Genomic DNA, 20,433 nt, shown 5'->3' with positions numbered 1-20,433 from the left:
GTTGAGGGCGGGTAGCCCGGTCACCGTCATGCCGATCGAGGCGAAGTTTTCCGGGTTGGAGAGATCTGTGCCCTTGCGCGGGATGACCATGTGTTTGCTGTAGATGTTCGGGTCGCCAATGATCTGGGTGATGTAGCAGCCCTTGATATTCCAGGCCGGCTCGGTCAACGGGGTCATCTGCCATTCGAGGTGGGTTTCCACGCGCGGCACGCCTCCGACGATCCCCTGATATTTGATGTAGTTGGCGCCGAGCGAGCCCTTCGGGAGGAAGTACCAGCCGAGGTCGACGTCTTCGGTGCAGGCGCCGAGTTCGTAGCCGAAGCGCACCTCGTCGAGTTCCAGGTCGAAGGCGTCGGCCATGAGGTAGACCGAGTCGGCGAACACCGCGGTGTTTTTGTAGAGCGAGTCCGGGATGGTCGGGTCGTCGATCGGACGACCGTAGCCGACGGCTTTCCAGGTGTCGACGGAATGGTGACAGGAGACGTCGACCGATTCGGTGACGGTGATGTTCTCGATATCGGCCACGTCGGCGGTATGCACGATGCCGAGGATCTGGCACAGGCCGGGATTCATGCCGGTGCCGTAGAAGGTCGCGTTGCCGCGCTCGCAGGCGGCCTGGATGACCTCGCTGACCTTCCGGCCCGCCGGATGCGGGTGGTTGGCGTCGCGGTGGTATCCCGTGATCCAGTCCGCGGTGGTCACGATGTTGATGCCCGCCTCGAGGACTTTCTCGGAGAGGTCCTCGTCGGGGAATACCCCGTGGAAAGTGAGCACGTCCGGTTTCGCGGCGATGATCTGTTCGACCGAGCCGGTGGCGGTCACGCCGATGGGTCCGATGCCGACGATCTCGCCCGCGTCCCGGCCGATCTTGTCGGGCGAATAGCAGTGCAGTCCGACGAGGTCGAGGTCGGGATGGTTCTGGATGCGGCCGATCATCTCGGTACCGAGGTTGCCGGTCGCAACCTGGAATACCCGAACCTTGTCGGAGGTGCTCATTGGGTGGGCCTTTCGATTTGCGGTTCGACGGTTGATGCTTGCGGCGCAACGGCGAACGGGCTCATGAGATGGCCGTGCCGTCCGCGCGCCGCGGGGGTTCGACAGCGCCGCTGTAAGGCTGGTACGGCGCGGTGCCGACCGGGCCGCCGTCGGGGTAGAACTGCATCGCCCATTCACGTAGCGCCTTGAAACCCGCGAATTCCTTGGGCGAGAGCGCGGGCGGATCCGAATAGCGCTGATGAGCCCAGATGTGGACGTCGGCTTCGAACTGCTCGATGACGAAACCGGCCATGGTCTTTCCGTATCGGGTGATCTCGGGGCCGTCGTCCCCGGGTCTGCGTCCGATCCACACGGTGAAGCGGACGTCGGAGGTGTATTCGTCCACGGGTGTCACCGCGGGCATGGTGCGGTTGTCGACCATGCCCCAACTCTTGGTGATGGAGCATCCCAAACCCGCGTTGATCGATTCGACGCCGCTGTCGACTTGGTCCTCGGCCACCCCCTCGTCGAAGGCGATGGTGAAGTCGACAAAGGAAACAGGACCGGAGAAGTCGTGACGAGTGAACTCCGGGACGAACGGTGTCTTGTGCACGAACTTGAAGTGCGCGAAATCGACACCGTTCTCCATGCCGTACTGCGGGTGCAACTCCAACCCCGGCCGATACAGCGTGGCCGCAGGCACCGGAGGGTAGTAGTCGGCAGCGGTCTTGCCGTCGCCGAATGCCTCGAACATGTCCGGAATCTCGAAATACGGAGCGCGGCCCTCGACGTCGTACCAGATCCACACCGCTTCGTTCCGCTCCACCACCGGGTAGCTGCGGATCCGGCGCCCCTTGTTCGGATGGCTCTCGTACGGAATGCAGACGTTGCGCCCCGCACGGTTCCATTCCCAGCCGTGGAAAGGGCACACGAGATTCTCGCCCGCCACATGACCGCCGTAACCGAGGTGAGCGCCGAGGTGCTCACAATAGGCGTCGAACACCGCGACCCGGCCGGACACCGAACGCCAGGCGACCATCTCACGCCCGAAGTACTTCATCCTGTGCACTGCGCCGGCCGCTATCTCGCTGCACCAGGCCACTTGGAACCAACCCGTCGGCTCCATCGGCAGTAGTGGTTTCGCCATATCGATCCTCCACGCTCCCGAGGGCTGCTGGGCTGCTGGACCCCACGCGGCGATCTGAGCGTAGAACCCTCTGCGAAAGAATTCAAGAGGGTTCTACGAAACTTGGTACAGCATGGCCGATAGACTCGAGCCTCGTGACGGAAGTGGCGGCGAGCGGGCGACGCGCCAACAGGCGCGGGATCCAATCCCGGGAAAGCATGCTCGAGGCGGCGATCGCCACGCTGGCGACCGGCGACCCCGCCGCGGTGTCGGGCAACCGGATCGCCCGCGACATCGGCGCGACCTGGAGCGTCGTCAAATACCAGTTCGGCGACATCGACGGCCTGTGGGCAGCAGTCCTGCGCTACACCGCCGACAAACGCGGCGACCTTCCCGCCGGAATCAGATCCGACGGAAGCCTGCACGAACGCGTGACCGCCATGATCACGGCGATGGCCGTAGGACTGCGCAAACCCGAATCACTCGCCATCGAAACCCTCCGCGCCGCCCTCCCTCGCGACCACACCGAACTCGAACGCGACTACCCGCTCACTGCCGCCGAACTCGCGTCGTGGAAGCCGAACTGGGACAAGGCTTGTCAGAAAGCGTTCGCAGATCTCGAACTCGACCCGGTCAAAGTGCGGCAGGTAGCCGCACTCATCCCGGCAGCCATGCGCGGAATCACCTCCGAACGCACCCTCGGCACCTATGGCAACCTCGACGACGCCGTCCAGGCACTGATCGGCGGAATCGTCGCCTACCTCGAAACCTGATCACAACCCCAGGCGTGCTGGAACCTGGGCCGTCCGCTCATCTATGGCGCGAAGGTGAGGCCGAAATGCGCACCCAGGCGATTGAGCGCCTCCGGGTCGCCGAAAACGGCTTCTCCGCTGACGTCTTCGTCCGGGGGATCCACGGAACAGAATCGTTCGACGGCACCGGTGTGAATTCCGGTGAGGGAGGTGGCGAAGACGAGCGAGGCTTCCACGTCTTCGTCGTCACCGGGGTAGACCGGCCACGACTCGGTGACACCGTTGCAGTCGAACAGGAGCTCCGATTTCGTGTCGTTCTCGACCAGCCGGACGTTGGTGACGGCCACCCTGCCGCGACTACAGGCGGCAATCGACTCCAGTTCGGTCTCGTACCATTCCCGCCGTTCGTCGTCGGTGCATTCATCGATGCCGCGAAATGTCTTGTAGTCGAGGGTGTATCGGATACCGACCTCGCTGAGCAGAGTGAGTACGGCGCTCCGCTCGGTGTGTCCGTAGTAGGTCAGCGGCTCGTCGAGCGATTCCGCCACCAAAGTCAGCCGCGTGGGTGTGTCCGGATCGATGAGACCGAGTTCGACGATCAGGTCCACGACCTCGCGAACGGTACGTTCGGTCCCCATCGAGTCCTCCTCCGGGCCTTCGCATTCGGGCAGTCGCAACGGCCGAGGGTATCCCGGCCCGATGACGCGTCCCTCCCGCGGATGTTCCCACTTCCGAGAGGCTCGGGCTCGCGCTGCCGCAGTCGGAGCCGCCCTTCGGCCGAGGCCGAGAAGCCGCAAGTGGACGGTTCGGATAGTCACACTTGCTTGCCATACCCCTAAGGGGTATAAATGCAGGCGTGTCGGGAGAATTGCGGTCGAGATGACGGGGCAGGGACGAGGTCGCCTGCCGGACTCATCGGCGCGACGCCTCCACGACTCGGGCCGTCGGGGCCGGGCGCACCTGACCGGCTACGGCCGTGCCGTGGTGACACTCGTCGGCCGATTCCCGGCTTCAGGCGCCGTGGTTGCGCTGCTCGCGGCGGTACTGCTCGTCGTGTCGATGGTCGATTGTTCGATGACCCAGGGGCACGTGCATATCCACCACACGTCGGTGGTCTCGGGCGTCGAGCATGTCACGCTCTCGCTCGCGGACGATCACGGACATGCCGTGACCCACGATGCCCTCGACGGCCATTGCGTGGCCCACTTCGATCACTGCCTCGCCGAGGCGGTGCCGCGTGGCGCCGCCGAGAATCTCGCATCGCAGCTGCTGATCTTCGCGCTGACCTCGGCTTTTCTCGCTGCCGTCGGCCTTCGCGGGATCACTCCGGGAGGAGTGCGTGGCCCACCGGTCTCGAGGCTGCCCGTCGCTGACGGCCGGGCCACGCTCACGCAATTCTGTATCGCTCGCTGCTGATCGGTCAGCGCCAGGTCGACGTCGATATGCCGTCGGCTGGTGTCCGCTGCCTGCTCACGTCTGCGCTGCCTTCGGGCAGTTCGATACAGAAAGCGACAGTCATGGACAAGGTCGTGCTCGACGCACTTACCGATCGCTCGGCGGCCCTGGTGGGCGCGCCGGGACCTGCCCGATACCCGCACACGCTGATCGGCAACACTCCCGTGTTGTGGGTCGGTGCGCCGCTGGCGCCCCAAGGGCGGGGGTTCTGGGCCAAGCTCGAAGGGTTCAATCCGGGCGGTATGAAGGACAGGCCCGCGCTGCACATGGTGCGCCGGGCGGAGGAGCGCGGTGATCTGGCTCCTGGGGCGCGGATCATCGAATCGACCAGCGGCACCCTCGGCTTGGGGCTGGCACTGGCGGGGATCGTCACCCATCATCCGGTGACCGTGGTGACGGACCCCGGTCTGGAGCCCATCGTCGCGCGGATGCTCACCGCGTACGGGACGCGGGTCGATGTCGTGACCGAGCCCCATCCGACGGGCGGTTGGCAGCAGGCCCGCCGGGATCGGGTGCGGGAGTTGCTCGCAGGCGAGCCCGATGCATGGTGCCCGGATCAATACAGCAACCCTGACAATGTCGACGGCTACGAGTCGCTGGCGCTCGAGTTGATCGAGCAGCTCGGCGGGGTGGACGTACTGGTGTGCGCGGTCGGCACCGGCGGGCACTCCTCCGGCGTCGCGCGGGTGTTGCGCCGATTCGATCCGGATATGAAGCTGATCGGAGTCGATACCGTGGCGTCCACGATCTTCGGACAGCCCGCGGGTCCGCGATTGATGCGGGGGCTCGGATCGAGCATCCATCCGGTCAATGTCGACTACGACGCCTTCGACGAGGTGCATTGGGTCGCGCCGTCGGAGGCGGTATGGGCGTGCCGGACGTTGGCCGCCACCCATCACGCGACGGGAGGGTGGAGCGTCGGCGCCGTCGGGCTCGTCGCGGGCTGGGCGGCGCGGACCTATGACGCCGACGCGCGGATCGTGGCGATCTTCCCCGACGGGCCCAACCGCTACTTCGACACCGTCTACAACGACGCCTACTGCAATGAGCACGGCCTGCTCGACTCACCGCCTCCGCTGGCACCGGACACGATTGCCCACCCCGCAGAACGCGTAGTGCGGTCCTGGACTCGGTCCACCACCGTCATCGATCCCAGGCAGTTCATCCACGATCGAGAGTGGGCACAGTGACCGTCTTCGCGAAGTTCCGCAGCTTCGACTCGGCCGCCCGGCTGTTGATGATCAACCAGTTCGGCATCAACCTCGGCTTCTACATGTTGATGCCGTACCTCGCCGGTTACCTCGCCGGGCCGCTCGGTCTGGCGGCGTGGGCGGTGGGGCTGGTGCTGGGGGTCCGGAACTTCTCTCAGCAGGGCATGTTCCTGATCGGCGGCACGTTGGCCGACCGGTTGGGCTACAAGCCGCTGATCGTCGCGGGCTGTCTGCTGCGAACCGGTGGGTTCGCGCTGTTGATCTTCGCGACTTCGTTGCCGGGGCTGTTGATCGCCTCGGCAGCGACCGGGTTCGCCGGTGCGCTGTTCAACCCGGCCGTGCGAGCCTATCTGGCGGCGGATACGGGCGAGCGGCGAGTTGAGGCCTTCGCGGTATTCAATATCTTCTATCAGGCGGGCGTCCTGGCCGGGCCGCTGGTCGGGCTGGCATTGATGGCAGTCGACTTCCGGGTCACCGCCGGTGTCGCCGCGATCGTGTTCGCGATTCTCACGGCGGCGCAGTTGTTCGCGCTGCCGACGCGACGCGCGGACGGGCCCGGCGAGCAGAGTTCGGTGCTCGAGGACTGGCGGACAGTGATCGTCAATCGCCGGTTCCTGTGGTTCTCGCTGGCGATGGTCGGTTCCTATGTGCTGTCGTTCCAGGTCTATCTCGCACTGCCACTGCAAGCGGAGTTCGTCGCGGGCGCGCGGTCACAGACACTGGTGTCGGCGCTGTTCGTGGTCTCCGGTGTTGTCGCGGTCGCCGGTCAGCTACGCATCACCGCGTGGTTGCGGGCAAGGTGGGGTACGGGGCGGAGCCTGGTCGTCGGAATGGGGATTCTCGCGGCCTCGTTCGTGCCGCTGGTGGCCGTTCCCGCTCCGGACCGGTTCGGTGCGCCGGTAGCGGCCGTCGCGCTGCTGGTCACCGCGGCGTTACTGGCGGTCGGGACAGCGGCTGTGTTCCCGTTCGAGATGGACACCGTCGTGGCACTCTCGAACGGGAGGCTCGTCGCCACTCACTACGGGTTCTACAACACCGTCGTCGGTGTCGGCATTCTCGTCGGCAATCTCGCCACCGGAGCCGTGGTCGGCGCCGCGCGCGACGCCGGGTCGGACTGGGCGGTGTGGGCCGGCCTGAGCGTTATCGGTGTCGTCGCGGCGTCGGCGCTGCATCGTCTGGATCGCTCGGAGCTCGCCGACGAGAAGCACGCACAAACGACGGAGGCGGGTGGCCGACACAGCCTGCCCCTCGGTGACACCATCGGCCCGAGAACAACCGGCGCGAAGTTCGAAGACACCGGACGCGTTCGATAGTTCCTCCACCGGCAACGCTGCGTCGAGGAAGTCGAATTGTTCTACTGGACAGGAACTTTCGATGCCTTGACAGTCGTGCGGACTCCCGGTGGGACGCCGGGCCCGGCTAGAGTCGTGGCATGCCGTCGCATCGGGAGCACAGCCCGCGAAAGGCCATCCCCACGCTGCCCGACGACGTCGTCGCCCGGCTGCTGGGCACCAGCGTCGTCGAGCACGCCGTTCCGGGGCCGCCGCCACTATCCGGCGAAGAAGGGGACGCATCGCACACCGCCGCGGCGTGACAGCCCCCGCCCTCGGCGGCGTCGTCTTCGACGCCGCGGCGGTCGTCGCGTTCGCCAATCGCGCCAACTACGCCCAGGCGGTCGTGTGGGCGACGGTCGACGCGGGGAACACCATCGTCGTTCCGAGCACCGTCCTCGCGGCGGCACGCACCCATATCCCGGCCGATCGGCTCGACGTCCTGGCTGTGCTCGTCGGTCTGCCGCACACGGTGATCCCGGCGTTCGACCGCACGGCCACCCCACCACTCGCGGGAGACCGGGTCGCCGGTCCGGCCGCCGACGCCTTGGTCGCCGCGGGCCATGTCACCCGTGAGGCGGTCGCTCGTACCTGGCCCTGCCTGACCAGTCGGCCGAGAAGGCTCCGGCAGATCGATTCCCGGGTCATCGTCGACCCACTGCCGTGAGTCGCCCCCGATCAGCGCAGCAGTGCGATGACCGGGGCGAACTTCTCCATGCTGTCCTCGAGGACGGTGACGTAGGTGATGCCGTAGCGGTCGCGCCGATCCCGCAGGCGGTCGGCCATTTCCTCCGGAGTGCCCATGAGCAGGATCGGGTGGTCCTCCGGGGAGTCGGCGACGTCCGGCGGCAGCGCCGGGCCGAAGACCTCCAGCACGCTCGCGCGCTCGGCGGGCGGGACGACCCGCTGCACCAGGATGTTGAACTCGACCTTGTCCAGTCGCGGACCGAGCAGTTCCCGGACGTAGGCGACACGTTCCTCGGTCTCGGCGAGCCCGGCCATCTGCAGCGGCCCACCGTTGCGCGCCGCCGCCGCGCCGGTGAAGGCGATGATGTCGGCGTGCCGCGCGGCGACGGCGAGCAACCGATCACCCCATCCGCCGATCAGCACCGGCGGCCCCGACGGCTGGGCGGGCTGCGGCTGATACTCCGGATCGGAGAACAGGCGGCGGAGCGTGATCACCGTTTGCTCCAGGTGGTCGACACGCTTGCTCCCGCTTTCGAACGGGATGCCCGCGGCCTCGAATTCCGCCTGCACGTAGCCCGCTCCGAGCCCGAGTTCGACGCGCCCGTCGGTGAACTGGTCGGCGCCGGCCACGTCGCGAGCCAGCAGTACGGGGTTGTAGAACGCGGTGTTCAGCACGAAGGTGTTCAAGCGCACCCGCTCGGTCGCCTCGGCGGCCAGGATCATCGCCGGGAACGGCGCGGGCAGGCCGAGATGGTCGGCCACGCCGATCACGTCGAAACCGAGTTCCTCGGCCCGGCGGCACTTTTCGATCCAATTGGACCGGAACTCGGGGACCACCATGTTGACACCGAACCGGAAGGGGCGCTGCGCAGTCACGTGTCCTGTCTAGCGAACCGGGCCGGACCCGCGCGCATCGGGGCCGGTTCAGCACTGGGTGAGCGTGCCCGCCGCCAGCGCGATGCCCAGCAGCGTGACGAGAGCGGCGGCGACCGGCAGCGGCCGGCGCAGTGTCCGCCGGACCGGGCCAGGGACCGGTAGTCCGGCGGGACTCCCGCTCGGGGACCGACGTGCGAACGCGCGCCGCACCATGGCGATCGTGGTGATGATCAAGGTCGCGATCAGCATGACGACATCCCTCAGACGCTCACGGCCGCCCGTGGCCCGGATTTACGCCGCGGCGACGCGACGATCCCGTGCTGCAGCAGGCTTTCGGCGGTGTCGAGCAGTGTTTCGCGCACCGGGCGCATGGTCCAACCCAGCTCGCGCCGCGCCTTCTCGGCGCTGAGCGACTCGGTACGTCCCAGCGTCGGCAGGGTCAACCGGACGCCTTTGTCGAAGATCGCGACCGAACGCACGACCCAGTTCGGCAAGGCCCTGGTCGGCACCCGGAACCCGCGCGGCCCGTATTCCTCGGCGAGAATGCGCGCCATCTCCCCCATCCACAAGTGCTCGCCCACGCAGATGTAGCGGTTGCCCGCCGCCTCCGGCGTCTCCAGGGCGAGCCGGTGCGCCACGGCGAGATCGCGCACGTCCACCGGTGCCCAGCCGACCCGGGGCGTCCCCGGTATGTCGCCGCCGAGCAGTCTGCGCACCGGCTCGTGCGAGGTGCTCGTCGCCGCGGACAGCACCGGTCCGAGCACCATGCCGGGATTGACGACGACCAGTTCGAATCCCGCGCCGGCCGGAAGTTTCGCGGCGAAGTCCCAGGCCGCCCGCTCGGCCAGCGTCTTGCTCTTCTGGTAGGCCGGGCTGCGCTCGACCACCGTCCAGTCCGCCTCGGTGCGCAGGGCATCGTCGGCGTGACCGTACGCGATCGCCGCGATCGAAGAGGTCAGCACCACCCGGCGCACCGTGCCCGCGGCGGCGCAGGCGCGCAGCACGCGCAGGGTTCCTTCGACCGCGGTGTCGATGAGCTCGTTCTCGTCGTCCGGCGGAGTCGAGGGGAACGGAGACGCCACGTGCAGAACTTCGGTGCAGCCCGCGACGGCGGGCACCCAGCCGTCGTCGCCGTTCAGGTCGGCCTGCGCGAACTCCAGCTCGCCCCCGCTCCGGCGCGCGAGCTCGACCAGGTGGGCTCGTTTGCCGGTGTCGGCGAGGTCGCGGACCGTCGCGCGCACGGCGTAGCCGTGCTCCAGCAACTCGGCGATGACGTGACCTGCGACGAATCCCGTTGCGCCGGTGACTAATACCCGTGTGCTCATTTCTTCACCCGTCTCGTGGAGTGGCCACCGCGCCGCCCATCTGAGCGCCGCTCAGATAATCTAAGCACCGCATAGTTAGGTTGTCCAGGAGGCGTCGCATACGCTCGGACGGTGACGCGGACCAGTTACCACCACGGCGCCTTACGCGACGCACTGCTGGCCGCCTGCCTGCGTTTGATCGAGACAGAGGGGCTCGGGGCGGTCAGCCTTCGCAGGGTGGCGCGCGAGGCGGGCGTGAGCACCGCGGCGCCGTACCACCACTTCCCCGACCGTTCCGCCTTGCTCGCGACGCTGTCCACCCAGGGTTTCCAGTTGCTCGGCGCACAACTCGCGGCGACCCGCGCCGAAGCGGAGACGCCCCTGGCCGCCTTGACCGCACTGGCGAACACCTATGTGCGGTTCTCCCGCGAGCAACCGGCCTACTTCCGCTTGATGTTCCGGCCCGAGCTCTCCCAGCCCGACAAGCACCCGGACACCATGGCCGCGGGCGACGCGGCGTTCGGAGTTCTGGCCGACACGATCGCGGAATGTGTGCGTGCCGGAGTGTTGCCCGCCGACAAGGCCGACACACTGGCGGTCATGTTCTGGGGACTCGGCCACGGGCTGGCCTCGCTGTGGCTGGATGGACAGCTGGAAAAGCGCGCGGTGCAGTTCGGCACCACCGCCCCGGCACTGGTGGACGACGTCATGCGGACGTTCGCGACAGTGATCGAGCCCAGCACGCCACCACTGACCTAGAGTAGACGCCAGACGTTTGCTATCCGATGCTTCTCACACCGATCCGAGAGGACGACACGGATGACCGCGCAGCTGGATCCGACGGTGCAGGAGTTCGTCGACGCGCTCAACGCCAACGACCAGGATCGGTTCTACGCGGTCCTCACCGACGATGCCACGATGTCCGACGACGGCGTCGAGCGCAACCTCGTCCAGTGGACCGAAGCGGAGATCTTCGACAGCAACGCCCGCATGCGGGTCGAGTCCGTCGGCGACGACGGCATCGAACTGGTTGCCGACTACACCAATTCGCGGTGGGGTTCGATGCGGACCACCTGGCGGTTCGTTCTGCGTGACGGCAAGGTGAGCCGTTTCGAGACGGGTCAAGCCTGAACGCCCTTGCCATGCCCCCGTCGACATTGACATTCTGACCTTCGTGTTCGTCGCGCCGCGTTACGGTACCGGTTCTCTGGCCGATCTGTTTCCCTCTGTCCTCGCCGGTCTAGGCGTCCCCGGCGAGGAGGACCGTCTCGGGCTCGGGCTGGATATCGACCGGGTCTGCGTGCTGCTGGTCGACGGGCTGGGCTACGAGCACCTCGTCGCGAATCCCGCTGCGGCACCGTTCCTGTCCGGTCTCGCACCGGTCCGGCTCACGGCCGGCTTCCCGACGACGACGGCCACCAGCCTCACCTCGCTCGGAGTGGGCGTTCCGCCCGGCGAACACGGCATCGTCGGTTATCTGTTCCACGTCCCCGGCTACGACCGGCTGTTCACCCCACTGTCCTGGCGGCTGCACGGCGCTCCCAAGTCCGATCTGCGAAGCGAACTCGTTCCGGAGGAGTTCCAGCCTCGCACAACAGTTTTCGAGCGCGCCGCCGCCGACGGCATAGCCGTGGCCCAGGTTTCGCCGCGCGATCAGGCAGGGTCGGGACTGACCAAAGCGGTTCTGCGCGGCTGCGAGTTCCGGCCCCAGCTGTCCTTCGGCGATCTCGTCGCGGGTGTCGGCGACGCGCTGCGCGCCGGGCCGCGCGCACTGGTCTACACCTACCACGGCGACCTCGACATGACCGGACACGTGCGCGGGCCCGAGTCACGGTCCTGGGAATTGGAACTCGCCAACGCCGACCGGCTCGCCGCCACCCTCGCCGAGGAGTTGCCACCCGGCGCGGCGCTGCTGGTCACCGCCGACCACGGCATGGTGCAACTGGAGGACCGCATCGATTTCGACACCACTCCCGCCTTGCAAGAAGGTGTCCGAGCGCTCGGCGGTGAGCCCCGCGCCCGGCACGTCTACACGGTGCCGGGCGCCGCATCCGACGTCGCGGCGGCCTGGCAGGCCATGCTCGGCCCGGACTTCGACGTGCTCGGCAAGGAGGACGTCGTGGCCCGCGGCTGGTTCGGTCCCACGGTCGACCCCGCGATCGCGCAGCGCATCGGCGATCTGGTCGTGGTCGCCCGTGGGCGGCGTGGCGTCATCCGCACCGGCGCCGAACCGCTGCAGTCCTGGCTGATCGGTCACCACGGTTCGCTCACCGCGGCGGAGATGAACGTCCCGCTGTGCGTCTACCGCGCCTAGCCGACCCGGCCGGTCGGCGAACATCAGCGCGCGCGGGCTCTAGTCTGGAGCCGATCGCGGCGGCATCGCCGTGCCCGAACCTCAGGAGGAGACCATGAACGCCACGCTGTCACGGACCGGCCGAACCGGCCTCGGGATCGCGATGGTCGCCATGGCGCTCGCGGGCTGCACCGACATCGAACGCGCCCTCAACCGCGGCGGTGACACCCCGTGCAGCGAGTACGTCAAGCAGGACCAGGACACCAAGCGCACGACGATCACCAAGTTCGTCAAGCAGCAGAGCCAGGACGACCGCGAGCCCGCGGGCACCGCCGTGGACGCGACGATGGTGTCGGTCGATCTGCTGTGCGGCGCCCAGGCCAATACCGACACCCCGATCAAGAACGCCGACGTCGCAGGCATTTTCATCCGGAAGTGACCGCTCAGCGCGGCGGATGGGCGGCCAGCCAGTCCACCGCGCGCTTGCGCGAGGCCCTGGCCAGCCAGGCGTCCTGGATGACCTCGGTGAGTTCTCGACGGCTCAGCTCGCCGAGCCGGGCCGCGCGCACCAGGACCGACGGATGCCCGTCGAAATGCCGGGTCGTGAAGAACGGCGATTCCGGGTCCTGGACCAGCGCCTGCTTGTCCGACTCCGAGGGCACCCAGATCACGATGACATCGGCGTAGCGCTCACCGGTCCGCGGGTCGACGGCATCCGGACGGGGATTGCGGAAGAACACGAACGACTTACCCCCGACCTGATAGATCGCGTTGCCGCGCGGTCCGTCGACGCGCGTCACGTGGGGCATGCCCGCGGCCACCTCGTGCACATCGGCGAGGCATGCCCGCTGGAAACCGGTCGCCATGCCGGCAGCCTATGGCGTCGTGACTCCACTCGCACCGAATCTTCCCCGACCGGCCGGTAGGGCTCGAACCGCTCGCCACTCCCCTCGGCGTCCGCCAGAATGAGAGAGCGATCATGAGCTCACACGACGATGGGTCTTGCACGTGGCGCAGTTCCGCACCCTCACGCAACAGCGGGTCGACCTGCAAAGAGAATGGGAGCGCTGGGCGACAGCTCCCCAGACCACCGCCCCGCCCCGGCATACCGTGCTGCGCAGGGAAGTAGCGCAATCCTGGCGGCGGTCACTGCACACTGTCGATCCCGCCACCACGGAAGCGCCCGGCGTGGACGATATCGGCGACCGATGGGCCGCGTCCCCACTGCGTGGACCGGTGACAGCGCTCGCGGGTGAGCTGAAGGCCGTCACCGAGGATTCCGGGTATCTGGCCGTGGTCACCGATCCGGCGGGCACCGTCCTGTGGTCCTGCGGCGACCGCGCGCTGCGCAGGCAGGCCGAGCAGGTGAACCTCGCGCCCGGCGGCTGCTGGGACGAAAGCCACATGGGCACCAACGGTGTGGCGCTCGCGTTGCACACCGATCGCGCCGCCACGGTGTTCTCCGCCGAGCACCTCGTCGCCGCCCTGCACGGCTGGGTCTGCTATTCCGCACCGATCCACGGACCCGACGGACGACAGATCGGCGCGCTGGATCTGTCCAGTTCCTGGGACCGCTCCCACCCCGCGGTGCTCACCTCGGTACGCGCGCTGGTGACGGCGGTGGAGACGATGCTGCGCACCACCGCGCCCGCGCCCGCGCCGGGGATCCGGCTGGAGTGCCTGGGCGCCGCACGTCTGCTCTGCGACGGTGTGCCGCTTTCCCTTCCGCCGCGGCAGCTGGAGATCCTCGCATTGCTGGCCCTCCAACCGGACGGCTTCACGCCGGAGCAGCTGCACGCCGCTCTCTACGGCGACCGCGCGGTCTCCACCAGCACGCTCAAGGCCGACGTCTCGCACCTGCGCCGCGCGATCGGCGGCGAAATCAGCAATCGCCGATACGTTCTGACCGGTCCGGTCGCCTGCGACGCCGTCGAACTGTTCGCCGCCATCACCGCGGGCGACACCACCTCGGCGGTCTGGCTGTACCGGGGACCGCTGCTACCCGGTTCGGAGGCGCCCGGCGTGCTGCGGTGGCGCGACTACCTCGACGTCGGCGTGCGGACGGCCGTGCTCGCCGGCGATCGAGCCGAGCACGCCGTGGCGTTCGGCGAACGCGCACCCCGCGATATCGCGGTGCACGAGCACGCGTTGCGTTTGCTCCCGCCGGACGACCTGCGCCGTGCGACGGTGGCGGCTCGGCTGCATACGGCGTTGCGCGACTGAACTTTCCGCACCAACCTCGCACCAACCTCCGCGGACCATAGTGGGCCGGTCCGAGATATCTGCGAGGGATCATGAGCTACACCAGACCGGGGGCGGGGCTCCGGGATCGCCGACTACCCGACGCGCTCCGGCCGCGCCGTCCACGCCGGCCGGGCGATGCGGTGGCGGCGCATCGAACGCACCGGGTGGACATCACCGAGCGCGCCAGGGCCGTCTTGCGCCGAGTGATCGATCAGCACGGAGCGGTGCTGCTGCACGAGTCCGGCGGACACCGCGACGGCGGCCGCCCGCGGTGGCTGCCCATCCGGGAATCCCGGATCGACGGCGAAGACGTTCTGCTGGGAAACCTCCCCTGGCACACCGAATTATGGATCAGCGGCGAACAGTACGAGCACTGGAAGCACACCCACCTCACCGTGGATGTGGCCGACGAGCCCGGCGGCTGGGCCGCGGACGCGCTCGAGAACATGCGCTTCGTCCTCAGATCACGGCTGCTCACCGATGACGAAGCGGCGGCGCTGGCGGCCGGAGGACCGCCGCGCACCGGAGCCGACCGGTTGGCGTGACCCCTGCACGAGCCGACCGGCGGATTGTCCGCCCGGGTGGGCACGACCACCCGGGCGGACGTCAGCCTCAGCGTCCCGGCAGGAAACGCAAGCTGCGGGCGACGGACATCAGGAACGGCTGCCACTTGCCCTTCGGGAACAGCCTCGGCGCGTCGAGATTCATGAACCGGGTCACCACGATCGACTGCGGTTCGGTGAACTTGAGCAGGCCGTCCGGGCCGTGGCGGCGCCCCACACCGGAAATGCCCATGCCGCCCATCGGTGCCGCTGTGGAGCCCCAGGCCGGTGCGTAACCTTCGTCCACACAGACCGTCCCCGCGTGCAACCGCGCCGCGATCCGCTCGCCTTCGGACTTGCTGCCCGCCCACACCGAGGCATTGAGGCCGTAGTCGGTGTCGTTGGCCAGGCGAACGGCCTCCTCGACGCTGTCGACAGGGTAGATGGAAACCAGCGGACCGAAGGTTTCGTCGCGACCGCATTCCATCTCGTCGGTCACCTCACTCAGCACGGTCGGCTCGAAGAACAGCGGACCGAGATCCGGGCGCGCCTTGCCGCCGGTCAGCACCTTCGCTCCCTTCGACGTGGCGTCCGCGACGTGCTTGGACACCGTTTCCAGTTGCGCTTCGGAGATGAGGCTGCCGATATCGGCCGAATAGTCATACGCGGCGCCGAGTTTCGCGGCGTTCACCGCGGCGACGAACTTCTCTGTGAAGGCCGCGGCGACTTTTCGTTCGACGTAGAGCCGCTCGATCGATATACACAGCTGCCCGGCGTTGGAGAAGCAAGCGCGCACGGCCGCCTTGGCGGCCCTGTCCAGGTCGGCGCCGTCGGCGACGATCATCGGGTTCTTCCCGCCCAGCTCGGCGGAGAAGCCGATCAGCCGGCGTCCGCACTGCTCGGCCAGGGTGCGGCCGGTGGCCGAGGAACCGGTGAACATCAGGTAGTCGCACGCCTCGACGATCGCGGTGCCGACCACGCCGCCCGGCCCGGGAACGACCGCGAGCAGCTCACGCGGCAGGCCGGCCCGGTACAGCAGCTCGGCGCCTGCCAGCGTGGAGAACGGGGTCTGGCTGTCGGGCTTGACCACCACGGCGTTGCCCGCGATGAGTGCGGGAATCGAATCACCGATCGACAGCAGCAGCGGGTAGTTCCACGGCGCGATGACGCCGACCACGCCTTTCGGCTGGTACCGGACGGAAGCGCGGTTGAGCACGGGGAAGGCGCCCGGTACCCGGCGGGCGCCGAGGAGGCCGGGTGCGGTCTTCGCGAAGTAGCGGGCCGCGAACATCAGGCCCATGATTTCTTCTTGGGCCGCCCAGCGCGCTTTGCCGGTCTCGGCCTGCACCACGTCCATCAGGAACTCGCGGTGTTCCACCACCAGCGCACGGTAACGATCCAGCACCGCCGCGCGTTCGGATACCGGCCGGGCCGCCCAGCGCTCCTGCGCGGCTCGGGCCCGGTCCATGGCGGCCGCGACATCGGCCGCCGTGCCCACCGGCACGCTGCCCAGCGGATCTCCGGTGAACGTCTCGGCGATCGTCCTGCGCTGACGATCCGCGGGTGCCTCGATCGCGGCCAGCGCGCTGAGGCGATCGAATACATCGGCTTTCGGCGCGGGCATCGTTGCCTCCTACTTGTGAGTAACTTCGAGATACACACAATCTACGCCCCGCGCCGCCCGCTATGAACCCGCTGTGCGCGGAATTCGCGCCGGGGGCGTCCGGAGTGGAATCCGTGCCGAATATCAGGTAGCCGGTGCCGCGCCAGGGCAATGACCATCCGCGACGCACGGCGCTACCGCTCTGGTCAAATCCAGTCCCACTCACCGGGACCGGACGTCCGGATAGCCGGGTTCGTGGTTTACGTTATGCCGATGTTCAGAGCGAGGCTCGGGGTCCGCACCCGGATTCTGGCTATCGCGCTCATCCCGAGTCTGACTCTGCTGTTGGCCGGTTTGGGCGCCGCGGGCTATCTGGTAGCCGAAGGAACCAACGCCAAGGACTGGGCCGCGGAGAGCCAGAACGCCATCCCGGTGACCAGCGAGGTCATGGACGCGATCCAGCAAGAACGCCAGCTGACGCTCTCCCAGCTATCCGGCGACGACACCCTCGCCGCCCCGCTCGGCACCGCTCGCATGCGCGTGGACGCGGCGGTGCGGCGTCTGCTCGCGGCCTCCGCGAACCTGCGCGACGTCGACGAGTCCAAGATCACCGAAGACGACGCCGACCTGGTCATGCTGACGCAGAGCTTGACCACCGTGCGCTCCGCCGCCGACGCGGGCGCACTGCCCATCCCGGACGCGTACATGTTCTACAACCGGCTGCTCGACCCGATCCCCACCGGCGCCAAGTCCACCGTGCAGAGCGCGCCCGACAGCGAGATCGCCGTGGGCACCGTGGCCGGCATCCGTCTGTTCTACGCGAGCGAGGCGATGGCGCGCAGCGACGCCCTCGGTGCGGTCTACGTCCACGGCGCCACTCCCCCGCCCATCCCGATCGACGAGTACACCCGCCAGACCGGCTTCTACCACACCGAAATCGCCACGCTCATCGCCGAACTGGACGGCCCGATCAAAGACCGCCTGCGGGCGCTGTCCACCGGCACCGCGTGGCAACAGCTCACCGCGATGGAGAACGCCATCGTCCAGCGCGTCAGCGCCGCGACAGCTGCCGCGACCACATCGCCCTCCTCGGCGAATCCGAGCACACGGCAATCGACCTTGCCCGCGCTACCGCTGAACACCGATGAATGGCGTCGTGCCGCGGCCGAGGTCAGCCGCGGGTTGCTCGACGCCTGGTCGGTGTACAACAAGGATGTCCAGCAGGTCGCCGAAGAGAAAGCCGCCGCGGCAGCGACCAGATCCGCCGTGACGGGCGGCGGCATGTTGCTGGTCGGCGTTCTGGTGCTCGTCGTCGCGGTCATCCTGGCCAACCGCGTCATCCGCAGGCTCAAGCGGCTGCGGGGAGAAACGCTCGCACTGGCCGATGAGCGACTGCCCGACATGATGCGCAGGCTGCGCGACGGCGAAGCCGTCGATCCCGCCGCCGAATCCCCGAACCTGGACTACGGCAGCGACGAGATCGGCCAGGTGGCCAAGGCGTTCCAGCACGCGCACTCCGCGGCCGTCTCCGCGGCGGTGGCCGAGGCCCGCACCCGCGAGGGCGTGAAAGCGGTGTTCCTGAACATCGCGCACCGCAGCCAGATCGTGGTGCACCGGCAGCTGGAAATTCTCGACGAAGCCGAGCAGCGCCAGGAAGATCCGGTTCTGCTCGACACGTTGTTCCGGCTCGACCACCTCGCCACCCGCGAGCGGCGCAACGCCGAGAACCTGACCATCCTCGGCGGCGGCAAGCCGGGCAGGCAGTGGCGCAACCCGGTCCCGCTGGTCGACCTGGTGCGCAGCGCTGTCGGCGAGACCCTCGACTACGCCCGGGTCCGGGTGGCGCGGTTGCCCGAAGTCCACGTGCTCGGCACGGTGGTCGCCGACCTCATCCACCTGCTCGCCGAGCTGGTGGACAACGCGACCTCCTTCTCCCCGCCGCAGTCGCGGGTGGAGGTGGCAGGCAACGTGGTCGGCAAAGGTGTCGTGGTCGAGATCGCCGACCAGGGCATGGGCATGTCCGAGGACGACCTGTCCAGGATGAACGAGACGCTGCGCAATCCACCGGATTTCGGGGTGGCGGCACTGTCGGCCGACTCCCGGCTCGGACTGTTCGTGGTCGCGCAGCTCGCCGCGCGCCACAGTATCTCGGTGCGGCTGTCGGAGTCCGACTACGGCGGCATCAAGGCCATCGTGATCATTCCGTCCGCTCTGGTCGCGGGTGATTCAGGCGTGCCGCAGCGACCGGCGGAACTCACCGATCCCGGCAGCCGCCGAAGACTCATCGCCGCACCGGCAGCCGCCTCGGAGGCGGGTGACTCCGCGCAGACCGCCACGTCCTCGGTCGCGACGCTGGCGGCCGAATCCGCCGCGGCACCGCGCTACGCACCTCGGCCGTACACCGAAGCGCTGACGAACCCGGGCCCGGACGGCCGACCCGCGCTGCCCCGGCGCAACCGGCAGACCAATCTCGCACCGCAATTGACGCAGCCGGTCCAGGAACAGGCCGCCGCCGCGCAGTCCGCACGCTCCGCCGAACAAGCCCGTGATCTGATGTCCGCCATCGAGAACGGGACCAGACAGGGCCGCCGCGCCATCATCCCCGACGAACAGGAAGGCTAGGGGTGTCCGCTTCTCCCGCAGGTGATCTGAATTGGCTGCTCGACGATCTCGTCGACCGGCTGGCCGGCGTGCGCCACGCGGTGGTGCTGTCCACCGACGGGCTACTACTCGGCCGGTCCAGCGGTATGAGCAGAGAGGACGCCGAACACTTCGGCGCGATGTCCTCGGCGCTCTACGGACTGGCGCGCAGCGCGGGCAACCGATTCGACGGCGGCGGCGTCCGGCAGGCGGTCATCGAGCTCGACCGCGCGGTGCTGTTCGTGACCTCCGCGGGCGACAACGCCTGCCTGGCTCTGCAAGCCGCCGAGTCCGCCAACCTCGGTATGGTGGCCTATGAGATGAATCTGACGGTCCAGCGCGTCGGCAGCTACCTGTCCACCACCCCGCGCCAGGACCTCGTCGGACAGGTCGAGCAGAACCGGCCATGACCAACCCGCGTGAGCCCTGGTTCGACGAGGCGGCAGGCCCGCTGGTACGTCCGTACGCGCTCACGCGCGGGCGTACCAGCTTCACCGGACCCGAACTGGATATGCTCACCACCGTGGTCGTGGACAACTCCGCGTCCACACTGCGGCGGAGCGAACCCGAGTACACAGACATCCTTCGGCTGTGCCGGGTTTCGCAGACCGTCGCCGAACTCTCCGCGCAGTTGCACTTGCCGCTGGCGGTGACGAAGATCCTCGTCGGTGATCTGATCGGCGACGGGCAACTGATCTTCCGCGCTCCCGTTCCGACGGAGGCCGGACCCGATGACCTCAACATATTGCGAGCGGTACTGGATGGAATCCGAAAACTTTGACCCGAGCGGCACACCGCAACTGGCCGCGTCGGTGAAGATCCTCGTCGCCGGCGGGTTCGGCGTCGGCAAGACCACCATGGTCTCGGCGATCAGCGAAGTCCCGCCACTGCGCACCGAGGAACTGATCACCGAGGTGAGCACCGGCATCGATGATCTGTCGGGCGTGGAGCAGAAGTCCACGACCACGGTCGCACTGGATTTCGGCAGACTGACCATCGACCGCGACCTGGTGCTCTACCTGTTCGGCACGCCCGGCCAGGACCGGTTCTGGTTCCTGTGGGACGAACTGGCGCGCGGCGCGCTCGGCGCCGTCGTACTCGCCGACACCCGCAGGCTGGGCAACTCATTTGCCGCCGTGGACTTCTTCGAACGGCGCGGCCTGCCGTTCATGGTCGGAGTGAACTGTTTCGACGGCGCGCCCCGCTACACCATCGACGAAGTACGCGACGCCCTCGATCTGGACGCGGTCACCCCCGTCATGCTCTGCGACGCCCGTGACCGCGGATCTTGCAAAGACGTTCTGCTCACTCTCGTCGAGCACCTCATCCAGCGGGCACAGCGGGCGCACGCCACCACCTGATCAGGACCGGTCGGTCGCCTAATTGCCTGCATG

The 20,433-nt window shown here is 68.0% G+C and carries 24 protein-coding genes; 16 read left to right on the top strand and 8 right to left on the bottom strand.

Going from position 1 to position 20,433, the window contains the following annotated elements; genetic code table 11:
- Positions 1 to 996 (bottom strand): NAD(P)H-dependent amine dehydrogenase family protein (locus ON19_RS13785; RefSeq protein WP_043691197.1); only part of this gene is annotated, 996 nt, incomplete at its 3' end.
- 61 nt (positions 997 to 1,057) lie between these two features.
- The gene (locus tag ON19_RS13780; RefSeq protein ID WP_043691194.1) at positions 1,058 to 2,122 is read right to left on the bottom strand and encodes a Rieske 2Fe-2S domain-containing protein; all 1,065 of its coding nucleotides are present in this window, start codon (positions 2,120 to 2,122) and stop codon (positions 1,058 to 1,060) included.
- Positions 2,123 to 2,256: 134 nt separating this feature from the next.
- On the opposite strand from ON19_RS13780, the gene ON19_RS13775 reads away from it, so the two are divergent.
- On the top strand, positions 2,257 to 2,874 hold the full coding sequence (locus ON19_RS13775; protein WP_083899355.1) for a TetR/AcrR family transcriptional regulator: 618 nt from the start codon (positions 2,257 to 2,259) through the stop codon (positions 2,872 to 2,874).
- 41 nt (positions 2,875 to 2,915) lie between these two features.
- Here the strand turns inward: ON19_RS13775 and ON19_RS13770 are convergent, their stop codons facing one another.
- Complete coding sequence (locus ON19_RS13770) at positions 2,916 to 3,491, bottom strand: hypothetical protein (RefSeq protein WP_157229696.1); 576 nt, start codon at positions 3,489 to 3,491, stop codon at positions 2,916 to 2,918.
- 343 nt (positions 3,492 to 3,834) lie between these two features.
- Between ON19_RS13770 and lpqS the strand changes: the two genes are divergently transcribed.
- From lpqS to ON19_RS41335, 5 genes are all read left to right on the top strand, one after another.
- Complete coding sequence (gene lpqS / locus ON19_RS13765; protein ID WP_227954761.1) at positions 3,835 to 4,269, top strand: putative copper homeostasis (lipo)protein LpqS; 435 nt, start codon at positions 3,835 to 3,837, stop codon at positions 4,267 to 4,269.
- A 101-nt stretch (positions 4,270 to 4,370) separates the two neighbouring features.
- Positions 4,371 to 5,498, top strand: a complete 1,128-nt coding sequence (locus tag ON19_RS13760; RefSeq protein WP_083899354.1) for a PLP-dependent cysteine synthase family protein — start codon at positions 4,371 to 4,373, stop codon at positions 5,496 to 5,498.
- On the top strand, positions 5,495 to 6,832 hold the full coding sequence (locus tag ON19_RS13755) for an MFS transporter (RefSeq protein WP_043691186.1): 1,338 nt from the start codon (positions 5,495 to 5,497) through the stop codon (positions 6,830 to 6,832). The genes ON19_RS13760 and ON19_RS13755 overlap by 4 nt, the downstream gene beginning before the upstream one ends.
- 119 nt (positions 6,833 to 6,951) lie before the next feature.
- Complete coding sequence (locus ON19_RS41845) at positions 6,952 to 7,113, top strand: hypothetical protein (RefSeq protein WP_157229695.1); 162 nt, start codon at positions 6,952 to 6,954, stop codon at positions 7,111 to 7,113.
- Positions 7,110 to 7,517 (top strand): hypothetical protein, encoded by a 408-nt coding sequence (locus ON19_RS41335; RefSeq protein WP_043691184.1) that lies wholly within the window; start codon positions 7,110 to 7,112, stop codon positions 7,515 to 7,517. Before ON19_RS41845 ends, ON19_RS41335 begins: the two co-directional genes overlap by 4 nt.
- Before the next feature lie 11 nt (positions 7,518 to 7,528).
- On the opposite strand, the gene ON19_RS13745 is transcribed toward ON19_RS41335, so the two are convergent.
- From ON19_RS13745 to ON19_RS13735, 3 genes are read right to left on the bottom strand one after another with little or no spacing between them, the layout of a single operon-like run.
- The gene (locus ON19_RS13745; RefSeq protein WP_043691181.1) at positions 7,529 to 8,413 is read right to left on the bottom strand and encodes an LLM class F420-dependent oxidoreductase; all 885 of its coding nucleotides are present in this window, start codon (positions 8,411 to 8,413) and stop codon (positions 7,529 to 7,531) included.
- 48 nt (positions 8,414 to 8,461) lie between these two features.
- Entirely contained in the window at positions 8,462 to 8,662 is a 201-nt protein-coding gene (locus tag ON19_RS13740; RefSeq protein WP_043691179.1) for a hypothetical protein, read from the bottom strand.
- An 11-nt stretch (positions 8,663 to 8,673) separates the two neighbouring features.
- On the bottom strand, positions 8,674 to 9,738 hold the full coding sequence (locus ON19_RS13735; protein WP_043691177.1) for an SDR family oxidoreductase: 1,065 nt from the start codon (positions 9,736 to 9,738) through the stop codon (positions 8,674 to 8,676).
- Positions 9,739 to 9,849: 111 nt separating this feature from the next.
- Here ON19_RS13735 and ON19_RS13730 point away from each other — a divergent pair, with 111 nt between their 5' ends.
- The 4 genes from ON19_RS13730 to ON19_RS13715 all read left to right on the top strand — a co-directional run bounded on the left by ON19_RS13730 (position 9,850) and on the right by ON19_RS13715 (position 12,449).
- Positions 9,850 to 10,476, top strand: a complete 627-nt coding sequence (locus ON19_RS13730; RefSeq protein ID WP_043691174.1) for a TetR/AcrR family transcriptional regulator — start codon at positions 9,850 to 9,852, stop codon at positions 10,474 to 10,476.
- Between the two features lie 60 nt (positions 10,477 to 10,536).
- A complete protein-coding gene (locus ON19_RS13725; RefSeq protein ID WP_043691172.1) occupies positions 10,537 to 10,848 on the top strand; it encodes a nuclear transport factor 2 family protein in 312 nt (103 codons plus the stop codon).
- Positions 10,849 to 10,891: 43 nt separating this feature from the next.
- Positions 10,892 to 12,031 carry an alkaline phosphatase family protein gene (locus ON19_RS13720; protein WP_051168843.1) on the top strand — a complete coding sequence of 380 codons (1,140 nt, stop codon included), beginning with the start codon at positions 10,892 to 10,894 and terminating at the stop codon, positions 12,029 to 12,031.
- 94 nt (positions 12,032 to 12,125) lie between these two features.
- Complete coding sequence (locus tag ON19_RS13715) at positions 12,126 to 12,449, top strand: hypothetical protein (protein ID WP_043691216.1); 324 nt, start codon at positions 12,126 to 12,128, stop codon at positions 12,447 to 12,449.
- A 4-nt stretch (positions 12,450 to 12,453) separates the two neighbouring features.
- Here ON19_RS13715 and ON19_RS13710 read toward each other — a convergent pair whose 3' ends face one another.
- On the bottom strand, positions 12,454 to 12,876 hold the full coding sequence (locus ON19_RS13710) for an MmcQ/YjbR family DNA-binding protein (RefSeq protein WP_043691170.1): 423 nt from the start codon (positions 12,874 to 12,876) through the stop codon (positions 12,454 to 12,456).
- A 142-nt stretch (positions 12,877 to 13,018) separates the two neighbouring features.
- On the opposite strand from ON19_RS13710, the gene ON19_RS13705 reads away from it, so the two are divergent.
- Both ON19_RS13705 and ON19_RS13700 read left to right on the top strand, forming a co-directional pair.
- Positions 13,019 to 14,233: an AfsR/SARP family transcriptional regulator gene (locus tag ON19_RS13705; RefSeq protein WP_083899352.1), complete on the top strand. Its 1,215-nt coding sequence runs from the start codon at positions 13,019 to 13,021 to the stop codon at positions 14,231 to 14,233.
- Positions 14,234 to 14,304: 71 nt separating this feature from the next.
- Positions 14,305 to 14,799, top strand: a complete 495-nt coding sequence (locus ON19_RS13700) for a DUF779 domain-containing protein (protein ID WP_083899351.1) — start codon at positions 14,305 to 14,307, stop codon at positions 14,797 to 14,799.
- A 67-nt stretch (positions 14,800 to 14,866) separates the two neighbouring features.
- Here the strand turns inward: ON19_RS13700 and ON19_RS13695 are convergent, their stop codons facing one another.
- On the bottom strand, positions 14,867 to 16,420 hold the full coding sequence (locus ON19_RS13695) for a succinic semialdehyde dehydrogenase (protein WP_043691168.1): 1,554 nt from the start codon (positions 16,418 to 16,420) through the stop codon (positions 14,867 to 14,869).
- Positions 16,421 to 16,672: 252 nt separating this feature from the next.
- On the opposite strand from ON19_RS13695, the gene ON19_RS13690 reads away from it, so the two are divergent.
- From ON19_RS13690 to ON19_RS13675, 4 genes are read left to right on the top strand one after another with little or no spacing between them, the layout of a single operon-like run.
- A complete protein-coding gene (locus ON19_RS13690) occupies positions 16,673 to 19,021 on the top strand; it encodes a sensor histidine kinase (protein WP_043691211.1) in 2,349 nt (782 codons plus the stop codon).
- A 2-nt stretch (positions 19,022 to 19,023) separates the two neighbouring features.
- On the top strand, positions 19,024 to 19,449 hold the full coding sequence (locus ON19_RS13685; protein ID WP_043691167.1) for a roadblock/LC7 domain-containing protein: 426 nt from the start codon (positions 19,024 to 19,026) through the stop codon (positions 19,447 to 19,449).
- Complete coding sequence (locus ON19_RS13680; RefSeq protein ID WP_043691165.1) at positions 19,446 to 19,820, top strand: DUF742 domain-containing protein; 375 nt, start codon at positions 19,446 to 19,448, stop codon at positions 19,818 to 19,820. The genes ON19_RS13685 and ON19_RS13680 overlap by 4 nt, the downstream gene beginning before the upstream one ends.
- Positions 19,801 to 20,400 carry a GTP-binding protein gene (locus ON19_RS13675; RefSeq protein WP_043691163.1) on the top strand — a complete coding sequence of 200 codons (600 nt, stop codon included), beginning with the start codon at positions 19,801 to 19,803 and terminating at the stop codon, positions 20,398 to 20,400. The genes ON19_RS13680 and ON19_RS13675 overlap by 20 nt, the downstream gene beginning before the upstream one ends.
- Positions 20,401 to 20,433: the final 33 nt, after the last annotated feature.

Origin of the sequence: Nocardia abscessus NBRC 100374, from assembly GCF_000308455.1 — a bacterium.
GTDB lineage: Bacteria > Actinomycetota > Actinomycetes > Mycobacteriales > Mycobacteriaceae > Nocardia > Nocardia abscessus.
This window is presented reverse-complemented; position numbering and strand designations above follow the sequence as displayed.